The sequence below is a fragment of the Allorhodopirellula heiligendammensis genome (assembly GCF_007860105.1).
GTDB lineage: Bacteria > Planctomycetota > Planctomycetia > Pirellulales > Pirellulaceae > Rhodopirellula > Rhodopirellula heiligendammensis.
Genome location: NZ_SJPU01000004.1, coordinates 237,395 through 253,662, shown reverse-complemented (window position 1 = coordinate 253,662; position 16,268 = coordinate 237,395). Strand labels below are relative to the sequence as shown.

The following is a 16,268-nucleotide window of genomic DNA, read 5'->3' as shown; positions in this document are numbered from 1 at the left end:
CCGCAAGATCCGAAGCGGTAAAGCAGGGACTGCGCAAAACTTGTCGTGACCATTGTGGGTCCGGTTCAACTGCTGGTCTTCGATGCATCCTGGGGATTCGATTTCAGGGGATCATTGAGCCGACGTTCGACGCTCTGGATTTCCGAATCGGATACGCCGGGAGCGGCGGCGGTTACTACGCGGGCATGGGCTTGGAGTGATTGTCACTTCTCCTGAATCACCGGACCTCGCACTTCGCTGCGGGAGTTTCAACCGACCGAATAAGCGTCATGGTGCTTTGCCGGATGTGCTGTGGCAGGTTATGCCAGCGGGTGAGCAGGAAAGCTAGTTCAAACTCGCTCGCCGCCATTGAGTCATGAACGCTTAGTGTCGCATCCAGCCGCTGTGTCAACACACCAAAACCTGCGATCACTAACAGGTCCAATTAGGAGGCCAGAATTAGCCAGACCTGGGGCCGGTTTAAAAATTGCTGGCGTCGTACGTCCTGGAATATGATGGGGTTGCGCCTGGTGTTGCGGAAGCTCCCCGCCTCCACTAACAAGCCACTTATTGATCTTCAGTAAGTGGCTATTTTGTTTGCGCTGCAGCTGCACGCGTGATCTACGTGAGTTTCGGTGCACAGGTGCTCGGGTCTCTCAGACGCTAACGATGTCCGCGGTTTGTCTCGCGATCGCGAGTTCTTCGTCCGTTGCTACGACCATCGTTCGGACGCGGGCGCCGACGCGGCTAATATCCGCCACACCTTGGCTCAACTCCGGTGATTGATTGTGGGCAGGATCCAAGGCGATACCGAGATGCCGTAGAGGTTCGGTAACGAGGCGTCGGATTTCGGCGGCATGCTCTCCTACTCCGGCCGTAAATATCAGTGCATCAAGTCCACCGAGGATTGCGAAGTAGCTACCGATCATTTTCTGCAATCGGCGGACGTAAATGGCGATAGCGAGCGACGCAGATTCATCTCCTGCGTCCATCCGGGCTAAAATCGCACGCATATCGGGTTCACCGCACAACCCGACCAAGCCGCTGCGTTTGTTGAGTAGGTGATCAACGTCATCGACTGACATTCCTGTGGTCCGCATCAGGTGCAGCGGCACCGAAGGGTCCATGTCTCCACAGCGCGTCGCCATGACAAGACCTTCGAGCGGCGTCATGCCCATCGAAGTGTCTACGGCCACTCCATCAATTGACGCCGTCGCGCTCGCGCCACCTCCCAAATGTAGTGAAATGATCCGCATCGGCGCTGTCCCTTTGAGATGTGTGATGGCAGCGTCCGTCACGTATCGGTGTGAAGTGCCGTGAAAACCGTATCGACGAACGCCGTGATCGTGGTAGATCTCGGCCGGAATGGCGTACCGATAGGCAACCGGTTCGAGTGTGCTGAAGTAAGCCGTATCGAATACGAGCACTTGGGGCACTGGCACTTTCATGGCCACAACGGTCTCGAGGACGCACCGCGCCGGCGGGTTGTGGAGCGGGGCAAGTGCATCGAGCTTGGCCAAATTCGATAGCACCGTCGCGTCAACCAGGGTTGGCCCGTGAAACTGACTGCCCCCTTGGACGATGCGATGGGCTATCGCCGATATCACCGGGCCATCCAGTCGCAATTCATCGGCCGGTTTTCGCAATCCAGCGTGTTCTAACGCCATGTGTGCAGCAGTCAGATGATCGGGTGCTTCCCCACCGGTTTGACCAATTCGATCGATTAGCCCCTGGTAGAGTCGGTCGCCCGATGCAACGTCGATGCACGCATACTTGAGCGTTGTGCTGCCCACATTGAAAACAAATACATTCACTCTTCATCGAGCTCCGGCACAGGGTCGAGTTCAATTGCATGGCTGGCCTGGGCTTGCACCGCAGTGATCGCGACCGTGTTGACGATGTCCGCCACGGTGCAGCCCCGTGAAAGATCGTTGACAGGCCGCCGCAGCCCCTGTAAGACGGGGCCGATCGCCAACGCCCCTGCCGAACGTTGGACCGCCTTGTAGGTATTATTGCCGGTATTGAGATCCGGAAATATGAATACAGTCGCGTGGCCAGCAACCTTGCTTCCCGGGAGTTTTTGCGCTGCGACAGCGGGATCAACTGCCGCATCGTACTGTAGCGGTCCTTCGACGAGCAGCTCCGGCCGCGCTTGTTTCAGCATCGCAGTTGCCGATCGAACGCGATCGACGTCGGCACCTCGGCCGCTTTCTCCTGTCGAGTAAGACAGCATGGCGATACGGGGTTCGATCCCGAATTGAGCTGCCGTGTCGGCGCTGCAACTGGCGATCTCGACCAGTTCGTCGGCTGTTGGGTTGGGCACCACTGCGCAGTCACCGTACACCAAGACGCCGTTACGCAAGCACATCAAAAACACGCTGCTAACACAGCCAATGCCGGGCCGAGTTTTGATAAATTCGAACGCAGGTCGGATGGTCGCCGCCGTGGTGTGCAAGGCGCCGGACACCATTCCCCCTGCCAATCCGCGGCGAACCATCATCGTGCCGAAATAGCTGACTTCCTGCATCCGATCGTGAGCGACGTCTCGGGTGACTCCTTTATGTTTTCGGAGTCGGTAATACTCCTCAGCGAACGACGCCAACAGTGGGCTTCGGGCGGGGTTGATGATTTCCACTGCAGGTTTGCCCTCGCTGGGCTCTGCTCCGTCGGATACATTCTCATCCAGCGACACACCCACTTGGCTAGCCGCACTTCGAATCTGATCAGGGTCGCCAAGCAACACGATATCCGCCACGTCGCGGCGGCGGAGCACATCGACGGCCTGCAAAATCCGAGGGTCACTTCCTTCGGGCAACACAATCCTTACACGGTTTTGGCGCGCACGCTCAATTAACGAATGCTCAAATAGCATCGGTGTGACGCGCTGCACACTGGGCGCTTCCAAACGACGTGCGAGGTCATCGATGTCAATGTTACGCTCAAACAATCCGATCGCTGATTCGATCTTGCGAGGCGAATGCTCGCCAATTTCTGCGCGGATGCTCGATGCTTGAGTAGCAGTTGTGAATGTATCCGCATCTGTCGTCAGAATGGGGAGGCCACTCGTCGGATTGACCATTCGCAGCACAACCGGAGGCGGCAGCATCCCACCGGTTAAAACGAGGCCAGCCGGTGACGGCGTGGAGGCGTCCAAACTCGCTAAAGCGCAACCGAGAATGATATCGCTTCGGTCTCCAGGCGTGATAACGAGGCTCCCCGCCTTGAGTCGCTGCAGAAAATCCGGCAAAAGCATGGCGGCGACTTTCAGCCGCGCGACTTCGCGGTCGAATGTGTGCTCGTCTCCGCCGAGCACTCGTGCGCCGAGTCCGGCTTGGATCTCTCGCACAGTTGGCTGCCGCAACAAAGGCTCTTCGGGCAATACATAGATCGGGCCTGACTCGGTGAGACGTGCCTCGTCGTAGGCACTGCTAAGCTTAGCTCGCTGATCGGCTGGAACTTGATTGACGATCGTGGCCAGCAGTTGCCCTCCATGGTCGATCAACGAGTCATTTCCGATCCGAATGGATTGCACGCTCTCCTCAACACTGTGATTTGCTGCGGAGTAAATAGACATGATCGCGCAGCCGAGGTTGACGGCAATATCGGCATTGAGTTCAAACTCGATCTCGGTTGCCAAGCCCTGGAAGCTCGTGCCTTCAACTACCGCGAAATCCGCTGAGGCCTGCAAACGCTTAAACCGCTGCTGGATCCTTTGAATCAATTCGTCATAGCGATCCTCGGCGAGCATCCGGCGCGCCTCTTGTCGGGTCACGCCATGCATTTGATCGGGAATCGCAGCGAGCCGATACCGCGTTCGCATCAATCGAATGCTCTGATCGTCCGCTGGGTTTGCATGTACCACAGGCCGAAAGAAGACGACGCGACTGAATCGCCGCATCGCCAATTCCATCACGCCGAGAGCCACCATCCGTTTGCCGGACGCGTTCTCGTTGGTGGCAAGGTAGAGACTATCAGGCATGGTTCCAGCATACGGAAGAAAGACGGAAGGGAAACGTCTCAACGGGGCTGCCGTTCCATGGTAGCGAATTGGCGTTTGCGACTGTGTGCCACCAAGCCTCTGACAACTGAGTCAGATGGTCCTGCCACTTATCCCTCAGGCTGGTACACCTTTAACATCGTCTGCGACACTGGCTTGGCCACGGTCCCGGCGACTTGCCGCTGCAACCCTGTCATCAGATCCTGTAGGCGCTGCAGATCTTGCCGCTGAGTATGCGGTGCTGCGCGGTCAACGCCGCCGAGTACGACGATGGTGTCGCGGGGACTGGCTGCGTGAGCTGCCCAAGCAATCGCACGATCCTGATCAGCTACGAGTCGGATGGCTGCACAATCATCGACGCCGTCGAGCACGCAGTGACTCAGTCTCAAAAAACGCTCCTTGGAGCTTGGCTCGCAAGTCAGTACGCAGTGGTCGGCCATCGTTTCGAGCAGGCGGCCATAACGAGCTAATGTCTCTTCATTATCACCACTGGAGATGGAGAGGACGCACCAGACCTTGGCTGGATTGCTGATGTGAGCACGGGCGTGAGGATTCATCGAAATCACGTCTGGCGAGCTAGATTGCCTTTGCCCACTGAGCGAGTCGAGGATGAACTCCATACGGTGCGGCGAACCCGCGACGTCAAGCAGCATCCTGGGGCTTGCCTGCGAAACATTCCAGTCGTCCGACACGATGCATTGACAGCGCCCAGGGAGGTCACGCAATTCGCTCAGAGATTCGGCGATCTGGACCAATGGGTTGTTCGTCGCGACGCCGACAGCAGCAGCGGCAGCTAAGGACGCAGTGAATACTCCCTGGCCGAGATGGGACTCCATCATGGCAGAGTTCATTTCGTGCCGGATCATTCCGGTCAACACGCCGTCTTGGACACCGATGGTCTGCAACGAGACATCGGCACTGATGTTGACGCCGTAGGTGAGAGTGGTCAGCCCCAATTCGCTGATAGCACGCTTACTGCGACGGTCTTCGTTTCCGACGACAACGACACCGTCGTTGCGAACCCGTTCCAGAGCGCAATGCACAGCAGAAGGGCCAAAGTCGGAGCGCGCCGAACTATTCGACGTGATCACTAGCACATCCAATCCGATCTGATCGTAACCGCCACGACGGAGCACATTGGAATCCAGCTCAAAAATCGATACCGCTGCACCGGCATCGGCAGCCTGACTGAGGTGGTCCATCAGGCTCGCCCCCGTAAGCTTCGTCTGTTCCGAGACCTCCTTCGTAATTCCGTCGCTATGACCGAGATCGGTTTGGTAAGCCACCCGGCAGGGGATGTCGCGAAGAATCGTCGCCAGACACAATGCGGTCGTCCCTTTACCGTTCTCGCCAACGATCCCGATCGTCAACAAGCGTTGGTCTGGGCGGAGTCCGTTCTCGGCAATCGAGTCCTGAGCGGCCAGTTCCGCTAAGGCGCGATCGGTATCGGCGACAATGCATTGGGGCAATGGCACCGGCAAAATCTGCTCGGTCAGTATCCCCGCCGCACCATGTGCCAACGCGTCGCAGATGAGCTCCTCAGGGCTGTCCAGACCAATGCGATAAACAACTAGCTGACCCGGTTCACAGGTTGCGGCCGACTCGGCGATGGAGCAAAAGTGAACATCCCTACCGGAAAAGAATCGCGAATTAGGCAGCAATGAGGCGAGCGACCGCGTGCCTGCGGTGGCTGTCTGCACGGTCTGGGAAGGCTCGGCTGTCTCGCATTCTGAATCGAGATCTGCTGAGATTCGATCATGGAGATCGACACTCGTTCTAAGTGTTTTGGGAACTACAGCGGTTGACGCGACCGAAACCGAGCGTCTCGAAACACCCGAACCGAAGTGTTCACGAATGTTGGAAAACTCGAACGAACGATTGATTGAGTGATGCATTTCGTCGCCTCCTTGCTGACGCATAATGGTCGAAATCGCTTATCCCCAAGCGGGTTTTAGCACCCGAGCTGTGAAATTCATTCACAGCCAACATGCCCCCGACAGTGGAAAAACCCCACAGGAAATCCGTTCCCGTGTTTGCCGAATGAGTGCAGTTCAGGAATTCCATCCCAACTCGCTCGGCGTTAGATGCCAATTGTTCCCATCTGATCCATTCGGTCAAGATCGAAAATCAATTTAATTTGGTTTGCCGCTCAGTATTCGGAAGAGTATTCGGCGTCAGATGTGACCATAGTGACGCGATTGCTGTCATGGGTTTTTGGTGCATTCGGGCACCGCAAGCACCAGCCCAACAGGCTGTTAGGGACGCCCTGCAGGTACAAGGTACGCCTCTCAGACAACTGTGTCCTGTGTCTGCTCGGCTGCCTGCACTAACCATTCTTGCATCTTGCGATTCAAGTTGCTGTGCGAATGTAGGAGTGCTTCGCGGACATCGGCGGGCACGAAGACACGGACCCGTTTGACATGGTTGTCGAATTGACGATTGGCGAGAACCGAAGCGACGGGAGAAACGTCGCCCAGCGGCATCACGTCCCCGGTGCGGGTGATGACGTCAATGTTGATGTCGACTTCTAACTTGACCGGAGGTGCATCGATCAGAACCAGCGTTGGATCGATGTCGGTTCCAACCTCGAAACTAAGTATTCTCGCCAGAGCTCGCGAGCACTCAACCAACCACCAGTAGGGACGGCGAGCCAGCGTCGCGTGCACCCGTCCGCCCGATTCAACATTGAATTCCGCAGCGCGCTTGAGCAGCACGCGTGAAGCCCCAAATAGACCGTCCACCAATTTCTGCACCGGAGTGTCGCTGCCATGCGCTGCTGCGCTGCGCAGCGATGCGATCCAGTCCGCATCCGACAGGTCGCACCATGAGGCGAGATCAAAGTCGAGTTGCGTGCGGCTGGCTGTCGTTTCGTTCTGGAATGCGAACAGGGCTCGCTGGAGCATCGCCGTGGCGGCTCGAACCGTATGGTGCCAGTACACCTCGCTGAACATCACGTAGCGGCCGAACACCATCATCTCCGCCGCGGTGCGTCCCTTCTCACTAATGGCCAGGCGAGGCTGATTCGGATGAATACACAATGCCGAGATGATTCGATCAGGATCGAAGTTGCGACCGTATGGCACCCCCGAGTGCAAGCTGTCACGCTGCAAATAATCGAGCTTGTCGATGTCGATCGGACCGCTCAGACAACTTGCCAGAAATGCGACATCGCTACCGGATAGCTGACAATGCGGTCGCTTGGCATGCGTTTGAGGGCGGAGGATCGACATCACGTCATCAGCATTGCAACTCCAGTCTCGTTGCAAACAGTCGGCGATTTCAGAGTGACAGAGGATCGCTGCGACTCGATCTTCGTGTTTCAATATGCCTTGGCGTCCCTGGCCGGAGCGCCGGCGAAGAGAGTCTCCCATATCTTCAATCGGGTGGCAGAACGGCCAGTGACCGGCATCATGGACCAGCGCGGCGACCACAAATGCTTCCTGGGCACTGGCAGCAAACGGGGCGTCTAGCGAGCTGAACTGGTCGAGCAGACGCAGCGAATTTGCGTACACCCCAAGTGAATGTTCCAGGCGGCTGTGCGTCGCCCCAGGATAGACCAGCGATACTAAGCCGAGTTGGCTGATCGACGCGAGTCGGCGCATTGGCGGAGCATCGACGAGTCGCCGGACCCGCTCGGTCATTGGGACATCGATCGATGGCGGAATGCGCAGTCGAGAAGCGCCGCGGCGCAGCGCTGCAATCTCTGGAATGGTCGTCATCACGCGGTTACGCCTTCTATGCGGCACTTTCGGATCGGCATCAACGGGCCGCGGGTTGGGCCGGCATCTCGACAGCCGAATCCGGAATGACACGACGACCGCCGGTTGGTTCTACACCGGCAAGCGTCACACCAGCGACCAACGCTAAGATAATGACGATCGAATAGTAAAAACCCGCATGGGCCAGGCCGTTAGGGAACTCAAGTTCAAAGCAAGCGACCGAGGCAAACGTCCCCAGTACCAACATCACGCAGAATGTAACTGCGGCGATCGTCCACGACATCTCCCGCGGAGCATCCAATTCAAAGACATATCCAGGGATGAACGCGTAGACGATCCAAGTCGCCACGAACAATGCGGAGCAAACGAGTACCCGATTTCTCAGTTCAACTCCGGTGTAGGGGGCTAACTCTCGGTCATGCACGAACGTGTAACCGATCCGCGTGAGGGGGGGCGCCAGCAAGATCGCGCCGAGTATCTGTGCCCCTAACGGCACGCCTCCGGAAATGCGAAATCCCAACGCAATCGCGAACAACCCGACGACACATCCCGTCGCGATGAACAACATTCGGTTGGTGAGTACCGGGTCTTCGGCCGTAATCGGCTTGAGAACGCTGCGTCCCTTGGAGTCTTTCGGCGAATCGTCAACTGGTGCGTGAACGACGACCTGTTCGGTCAGCTCAGGGACCTTGATCGATTTTTTGCATGCTGGGCAGGGCCCCGATTTGCCCGCGAATTTGTCGCTGACCTGAAATCGTTTGTAACAATGCGGGCAGGTGACTTGAATCGACATCGCGACTCGCTGGCGAAAAGATTAGACAAGGAACTGGGAATGCGTGCTCCCTACGTCGAGGGGCGGAGGCATTCTAACCTGCCGGGTCGATGGTTTCACCCACCCGTGCCGACACGAGTGAGTTGGCCCCATGCTGCATAGCCACCTCCGCATGCTCACCTGGGTTTGCTCATTGCCGGGTTGCGTGTGACCCGACTTGCATCCGATGATGAGCATGTCTCCGTACCAACACAATGGATGTGCGAGCTTGCGATACCGTGTCGAAACGAGTGCGTCTTCGGCCGCCTTACTGAGGGCCAACAGGCAGCGCTGGCCATGCCGTTGAACAACATACCTGTTTGGGCTCGCATCGTCCTTCAAATGCCGACACACACCAACCCAAGTGAAAATCAGGGTGTCTGATCCTTCCCTACCGATGCCTCCCGACGACCGCGCCAACGGCACCCGTGATCGCAATATCGAGGATCAGCAGCCCGAGCTTACTGAAGCGCAGGGGATGCAGGACCAAGCCGCTGCCCGGCGACGTTCCATGTTGCCCACGATGCCACCGGCCGAGGTGCCAGGTGTGCGTGTCGAGCGATTTCTCGGGTCGGGCGCGTTCGGGCAAGTTTGGGTTGGTCGCAACCTGAATACGGGACGCGGTGTTGCCGTTAAATTCTACCTGCATCGCGGTGGGGTGAATTGGTCGCTGCTTTCACGTGAAGTCAAGAATCTCGTGCAGCTTTCGGGTGATCGGTATGTCGTGCAGGTCTTGGAGGTGGGCTGGGACGCTGACCCGCCGTACTACGTAATGGAGCTGGTCGAAGGCGGCTCACTCGAAGATCTACTGTTGCGGCGCGGTCGACTGCCTCTTAACGAAGCGGTTTCGCTCTTTCAGAAAATCTGTGTCGGCTTGAACCATTGTCATGGCAAGGGGGTGCTGCACTGTGATGTCAAACCCGCGAATATCTTGATCGCCGACGACAATGACCCTCGATTGGCGGACTTTGGACAGAGTCGAATGTCTCATGACCAAACCCCGGCGATGGGTACCCTGTTCTACATGGCACCTGAGCAGGCCGATTTCAATTCCACGCCGAATAGCGCCTGGGATGTGTACGCTGCAGGTGCGCTGCTGTACCGGATGCTATCGGGCAACGCGCCCCACCGCGATCAATCTCTGCTTTCTCAGCTTGATACGGCGGGATCGCTGCCGGGACGACTCGCGCGCTATCGCGAGGCTATCTCTGCGGCGCCACCGGCGGTCGACTCACTTTCACGTCGCGACGTCGACCGCGCACTGAAGCGAATTTTACAAAAGTGCCTGCATGTCGATCCCCAGCAGCGGTACAGCAATATGCAGCAGGTCATTGATGACCTGAAGCGACGTGAAGCAAAACGGCAGCAACGTCCACTCATGGTACTGGGGATTGCCGGTCCGCTGCTGCTGCTCATTGCGACCTGCGCGTACGCCTACCGCGGTATTACCGGGGCCACTGAAACGGCAACGACCGCGCTTCGCCGCGAAGCTTTTGGCAGCAATCAACTCGCCGCCCGTTTCGCCGCGCAAACGCTCGAAACTGAGATCGAGCACTATTTCCACGTCACCGAAAGCGAAGCGACTCGTAAGAAATTTAAGGAGCTCGTCAACGACACGCTCGCCGATCCGGATGCGAAATCGGCGTTGGCGGCGATTGGGAGATCGGCAACACCACTCGCCGCGCTCGACAAAACCAATGAACGGGATCGATTGTTGGACAATCCAATCCGACTGATCCTCAATGACTATCTTCAGGAACGTCTGCGAATTTATACCTCCGAGGCCGGTCAGTCGGTGCATCGACAGTTGATTGACTCACTATTTGTCGTTGATTCTTCGGGCACCATTTTTGCCAGCGCGTTCGGGGGGGCGGTTTCGCGAGATCGAAACAGTGCGGGACGAAACTTCGCCTACCGGACCTACTTCAATGGCCTGCTTGATGACCTGCCCAAGACAGTGCCGCTGGACGAAGTCGACCCGCTGCCAACAACGCACCTATCGTCCGCGTTCCAGAGTACTTCGACCGGTCTGTGGAAAGTCGCGATCAGCACGCCGATTCATTTGCAGCCCGATGTGGCGCCGCATCAAGTCGACGCGGTGTTTGTTGCCACAATTAATCTCGGTGATTTTGAACTTTTGCGTGAAAACGACTCTGTCCGAAGCGAAACATGGATTGGCCAACGATCTGGTAGCCAAGTTGCGGTGCTCGTTGAGGCGCGGCAGGGGCCCCTGCGGGGCACTGTACTACAACATCCTCTGATGGATCAGCAACGTCGTGAAGGCAGAACACTGTCAAACAGTCGATTTCAAGTCGATTCGGAGTTGGTCGATCAATTGCTTGAGGGTGGTGATGTCGATTATCGAGATCCCATGGCCCAAGCCCCCGGGGGTAAGACGTACGCCGGCGAATGGCTTGCCGCTATGCAACCGGTAACGCTACCTGAGGATCCCAGCCAGGCGTCCAGCGACGTGGACGTTCCGCTGGGGCCGAGTGAGGCGTTGCGCCCAGGACCGGATCCAGCCACGAGTCCAGGTCAGAAACGGCCAACGGATCTGCTTGTATTGGTGCAGTACCGACTCTCAGATGTGCTTGGTCCCGTCGGCGAATTGCGTAAAGCCTTGTTTCGAGAAGGCTTAACCGCTATCGCCGCGATCCTGCTGGTCACCGTCGTTCTGTGGTGGGCCGTTCGCCGCAGCAATGACGATGATGATGACCTGGGTGCGAACAGCACCAGGGATGCCGCGCACCGAGACTCGACCGCCGAGCCCGGTGAAACAATGACAGTCGCTTAGGTTTACTGTTGTCGACCCGCCCGCTCGGCATCATTCCGAGGCGTCGGTCACGCCCGCCGTATGAAGCGGATCCACACGCCCATTGCGAACGCCTGCTCGATGCAAACGGTTAGGGGGGAGGCATCTCCCATGCACAGCACGTTCTCAACTAAGTTTGCTAAACTTCCCGAAAGCATCGCGAAGGGAAAACACGGCTAGTCGCAAATTGAGATAGTATGTATTCTGACCCCCGCTGGTGAAACGTCCCAGCCGTGAGCCAGTTTCAATTCTTGAACAATTTGCATTGACGATGACGGTATGCCGGGGGGTTCGTGGTGCGACGACAGTCGCGACGGATGATCGAGATGAAATTCTCAAAGCAACAACCCAGTTGCTTGCACTGATGATCCGTCGCAACGGGATTGAAACCGTAGATGTCGCAAGCGCGATTTTTACCGTGACGAAGGATTTGCAAAGCGAATTTCCCGCATTAGCAGCTCGCCAGTTGGGGTGGCTCGAAGTTCCCTTGTTGTGCAGCTACGAGGTATCGGTGGAACGTTCACTGCCCCGCTGCATTCGCATTCTGTTGCATTGGAATACGGTAAAATCGCAATCTGAGATTCATCACATCTACATTCGCGACGCCGTCCGGCTGCGTCCAGATTTGACCCAGGTACCAACGGTCGACTTCGAAGAGCTCGAAGAGTGGATTCAAAATCACATGCGAGACGACTGTTGAAACTCCACTGGCTCGCTTCGACATCGCTAAGTTTGGTTCGGATGGTGCAGCATTGCGCCGCGATGAATCACCCTGCATCGCCTGTACGACATGGTCGAGCTAAGTTCTCATTGAAGGATCCGGTTGCGAGTCGCGCGTTTGTGAAAGAATCGCAGCAAATGACCGACCGCTTGATCTCGACCGCCGTGGATGAGAACCTATTTTGGGAGCAATTGAGCGATGAGTTGGTCTCGGCGGGCAGCGACGCTCCGCTGACCCCTGCGTTGTGCGAAATTGCGCTATTGCGTTCAGGCCATTCTCAATTGCAGTCGGAGCAGACGGCCGCCGCGATTCATCGTTCGCTCGATAGTTGTCGCCGCCTGCTGGCGGGTGACCAGCCGCGGTTGGCCGATCAATTGCGGTTGCGATACGCTCCTTTGAAGCAAACCTATGAAGCATACGGGCCCGGTTTACTGCGTTTGATTGGCAATCAGATCTGGAGTGGTGATCCGCCGACGAATTGGTGGCCAAACCGTGTTACCGTGCATGCGGTCCAGCCTCTGCAGACGGGCGCGGCAGGCCGCAGCACTTATCAAAGCTCGGTTTGGATTGAAGCGGTATTGACCGACATCTCACCCGAGGTTCCCGAATGGTTGCGGTTGGTGTACCAGCTAACCCAAATGGCCATCGATTCCCACACGCGTACGCATGCGTTGAGTGGGGGTGAAGTCAAGAATCTCGGCGAGTTGAAGACGCCCACTGAATTGCCCTGGTCCCTTGGCATCATCCCACTCATTTTTGACCGCGCGTCCGAGGCCGGCATGATCGCCGCACCGACGTTGCCAATTGCCACGGCAATTGATTTGGGTTGGACCCTTGAGGATGCGGTTGCGACTCAACTGCCCAGGACACTCGGCGGAGCCGGGGAGGGGAACCCGGACGACCTTTCAAGCGTACTTCAACGCTGGTGGTGCGATGTTGGCCGCACTTCGCATGCGTTTCCGATCGCATTGAAAGATTTGTCCGCTCGGCTCGCAGAATTCACTCACACAGGAACCCGCTGATGGCTGCCTATCTGGCCATTCAGAATGGTCAAGAAAAGGGGACGCAGTATCCCCTCGACCGCGATCGCCCGATGCACATCGGTCGCGCCAACGGCTGTGACATCATGCTGTCGGATCCCAACAGCAGCCGGTTCCATGCGGTCGTCTATTATGAGGATTATGCGTGGCACTTGCGTGATACTAACAGCCGTAATGGCACCCTCGTCAATGGACAGCGTGTCGACGACGCGCGCTTGATTGACCAGACGCGAGTTGTGATTGGCAAGACCGCATTGTTGCTGATTTCCAGCGACGATGAATCGGGTTCCGGTGAAGACTTGTCCCAGACGGTCTACGAAGACGTCGAGTGCTGGAAGTCTCGCGACGCCGAAGTGGTTCGTGAAGCAGGTGATTTGATCGAGCAGCCTCAGCATCTGCTCGACCTCTATCAACTCAGCCTGGCGCTCCTGCATGGTCAGAAACCGGATGACGTGATCGATACCACGCTCGAGCTTTTACATGCGCGAACGTACTCTGAAATGACAGGGCTGGCGATCGACGGCGGGGACGGGCGTTGGAAGATGCGCCGACAATTCCCCAAGAAGAGTCCTCCGGTGAAACTTGATCGCGCTCAATTGCGACGCGTCACTAAGAGCGGCGAAGTTTACCTCAATGAAATCCCGGACCCATCCGATAGCGATGGCGGGACGATGCAGCGTCTGCTGGTTCCTATCACAGCGGACGAACGGGTGCTCGGAGTGCTGATTTTTCATCGCAACTCAGAACCCTACGGTGATGCATTGATCGACCTGGCGCTCGGCGCGGCGGGGCTGCTCGCGATGGGACTGACGCAGTCAACACTCACCGAGAACTTGAGGGTGGAGCATCAACGCATCGCCAATCGCAATGCGGACCAAGGTGAGTTGATCGGTGAGAGCGCCCCCATGCGTAAGCTAAAGGAGCGGATCGAACGAGTGGGACGGGCCAGCGGCTCGGTGCTGATTCGTGGCGAAAGCGGCTCGGGCAAGGAACTCGTTGCACGGGCAGTCCACCGGGCCGGCAACCGCAATGACCGCCCGATGTTGACAGTGAACTGTGCGGCCATCCCCCGTGATTTGCTCGAAAGCCAACTGTTCGGACATAAAAGAGGATCATTCACTGGCGCCGACAGCGACCATGTTGGTCTATTCGAACAGGCCGATCAGGGAACGCTGTTTCTTGATGAAATCGGTGAGATGAGTATGGAAGGGCAAGCCAAACTGCTGCGGATCCTAGAAGGCCATCCTTTTCTGCCGGTCGGTGCTAGCAAGCAGGTTCGCGTGGACGTGCGCGTGATCGCCGCGACCAATCGCGATTTGACCGAGTTTGTTCGTGACGGCCGTTTTCGAGAGGACCTGTTCTACCGCCTGAGTGTATTCGAATTGCCCGTTCCGCCACTGCGGGATCGTGACGAAGACATCAATATCTTGATCGATCACTTCCTCGTTCACTTTTTATTACAGCACGGTCGACCGCAATTGACGCTCTCGGCGACGGCGCGCGAACGCTTGCTCTCGTACGCATGGCCGGGCAATGTTCGTCAATTACGCAATGTGATCGACAGTGCCGTCGTGATGGCTGATGAACCGGAGATTGTTGACGATGACTTAGGTCTGCGTGACGCGGGGCTCTCGAACATCGACACGCTGCGAATTGATGTATGGGAAAAACGTTTGATCGAAAAAGCACTCAACCGCTCCAGCGGTGGGGTGCCCGAAGCCGCCAAACTGCTCGGCATCAGCCGCGCCACCGCGTATCGGAAAATCACTGAATACGACATTGAACGCGCGTGAGCGCCCGTCGAGCGATCCTGTCAGCCCCAGGCTCACGGGGCGACGTTAATCCGGTCGTTGCGATCGGCCGAAGCCTTGCTGCTCGTGGCTACGAGTGCCACGTTAGTGTTGCTGAACCCTACGCAGACGTCGTTCGCGACGCTGGCATGCATGCCAATGTGGTGATCGATAGTGACGCTTTTCACGCGGTCGCATCTCAGAGGGAGTTCTGGCGTCCCATTTCCGGTGCCCGCCGTGTGCTTGGCGAAGTCGCAGAACAGTTCTTTTATCCGCATCTCAAGTTCCTCGATGAGATGGCCGAGCCTGGCCGCACCGTGCTGGTCGCCCATCCATTAGATTTTGCGTCTCGGGTATTTCGAGAAACCGTTCCCACATGTCCTCTGTCGAGCATCCATCTTGCCCCCTCGATGATGCGGCACCCGGAAATGCCTCCGCGGTTAATGCCGGATTGCGGTTGGTTTCGTGCCGCGATGCCAGTGGGCTGGCCACGTTTAAATCGACTTTCGTACTGGCTCGGCGATCGCTATCTGATCGATCGAGCGATCGGTCCTGTGATCAACGAATCCCGACACGCTCGAGCGGGCCTGCCGCCTCGTAGACGGTTGATGCAAGACTGGTGCCGGTCGCCCGATCAGCTGCTCGGATTGTATCCAGCGTGGTTTGCACCTGAAATTGCTGAACATTACTCCGCGGGTACCTCCAACAATGCGTCCTTGCAGTGCGTTGGGTTCCCGCTCGACGATGGAATCGAGCCTGTCAGTGCATTGGAACTTCCTACCGATCGTCCCTTGCTTGTGACGACTGGATCGGCCCATCCCGGCGATCAGGACTTTGTGCTGGAGGTTGCCAGGCTCTGTCAGCCATGGCAAATTCCTGTCGTATGGTGTTGCCCTGCGAACCCTGGCGGAGTCCAGCATCCCAATCTGCGCAGCGTCGGATACGTGCCGCTGGGTCAGTGGTTACCCCGCTGCCATGCCGTTATTCACCACGGCGGGATCGGCACGACCAGCCGGGCCATCAACGCCGGCGTCCCCCAGATGATCCGCCCGCTGGCCTTCGACCAATTCGATAATGCGGCGCGGGTCGAACGCTTCGAGTTGGGATTATATCTTCGCCGAGATAGCGACCTCCCCGCCACGCTCACCAAGCTACTCGCACGTGAGCATTTTGTGCCGCCGTCGACGGGTACCAATGTTCCAGCGGCGGAGCAGGCGGCCATGCTGATCGACAGCCTAATGAAATAGCAGTGATCCAGACCCGATCGCACCATCCGCCCATATAGCGCCCATATAGCGCCCGTTTAGCATACATAGGGACAGGCGCCCGTATAGGGACAGGCAAGACCGCCCGCCCATATAGCCATATAGGGACAGGCACACTTCAATTTGACTAATCC

Annotated in this window: 10 protein-coding genes; 5 read left to right on the top strand and 5 right to left on the bottom strand. The window is 57.4% G+C overall.

All coding sequences use genetic code 11. The annotated features are described in order from the left end of the window. Positions 1–635 precede the first annotated feature (635 nt). From Poly21_RS24360 to Poly21_RS24340, 5 genes are all read right to left on the bottom strand, one after another. A complete protein-coding gene (locus Poly21_RS24360; RefSeq protein ID WP_146409670.1) occupies positions 636–1,793 on the bottom strand; it encodes an acetate/propionate family kinase in 1,158 nt (385 codons plus the stop codon). Continuing rightward, complete coding sequence (gene pta, locus Poly21_RS24355) at positions 1,790–3,958, bottom strand: phosphate acetyltransferase (protein ID WP_146409669.1); 2,169 nt, start codon at positions 3,956–3,958, stop codon at positions 1,790–1,792. Before pta ends, Poly21_RS24360 begins: the two co-directional genes overlap by 4 nt. A 128-nt stretch (positions 3,959–4,086) precedes the next feature. Further along, positions 4,087–5,871, bottom strand: a complete 1,785-nt coding sequence (locus tag Poly21_RS24350) for a Mur ligase family protein (protein WP_146409668.1) — start codon at positions 5,869–5,871, stop codon at positions 4,087–4,089. 393 nt (positions 5,872–6,264) lie between these two features. Then, positions 6,265–7,695: an HD domain-containing protein gene (locus Poly21_RS24345; RefSeq protein ID WP_146409667.1), complete on the bottom strand. Its 1,431-nt coding sequence runs from the start codon at positions 7,693–7,695 to the stop codon at positions 6,265–6,267. Positions 7,696–7,735: 40 nt separating this feature from the next. Continuing rightward, positions 7,736–8,488, bottom strand: a complete 753-nt coding sequence (locus tag Poly21_RS24340) for a hypothetical protein (protein WP_302120472.1) — start codon at positions 8,486–8,488, stop codon at positions 7,736–7,738. 394 nt (positions 8,489–8,882) lie between these two features. On the opposite strand from Poly21_RS24340, the gene Poly21_RS24335 reads away from it, so the two are divergent. The 5 genes from Poly21_RS24335 (at position 8,883) to Poly21_RS24315 (ending at position 16,116) form a co-directional block, all read left to right on the top strand. Then, on the top strand, positions 8,883–11,300 hold the full coding sequence (locus tag Poly21_RS24335; RefSeq protein WP_302120470.1) for a protein kinase domain-containing protein: 2,418 nt from the start codon (positions 8,883–8,885) through the stop codon (positions 11,298–11,300). Between the two features lie 289 nt (positions 11,301–11,589). Beyond that, complete coding sequence (gene aroH / locus Poly21_RS24330; protein WP_146409711.1) at positions 11,590–12,018, top strand: chorismate mutase; 429 nt, start codon at positions 11,590–11,592, stop codon at positions 12,016–12,018. A 62-nt stretch (positions 12,019–12,080) separates the two neighbouring features. Further along, complete coding sequence (locus Poly21_RS24325) at positions 12,081–13,061, top strand: hypothetical protein (RefSeq protein ID WP_302120469.1); 981 nt, start codon at positions 12,081–12,083, stop codon at positions 13,059–13,061. Further along, entirely contained in the window at positions 13,061–14,872 is a 1,812-nt protein-coding gene (locus tag Poly21_RS24320; RefSeq protein ID WP_146409665.1) for a sigma 54-interacting transcriptional regulator, read from the top strand. Before Poly21_RS24325 ends, Poly21_RS24320 begins: the two co-directional genes overlap by 1 nt. Further along, on the top strand, positions 14,869–16,116 hold the full coding sequence (locus tag Poly21_RS24315; protein WP_146409664.1) for a glycosyltransferase: 1,248 nt from the start codon (positions 14,869–14,871) through the stop codon (positions 16,114–16,116). Before Poly21_RS24320 ends, Poly21_RS24315 begins: the two co-directional genes overlap by 4 nt. Positions 16,117–16,268 lie beyond the last annotated feature (152 nt).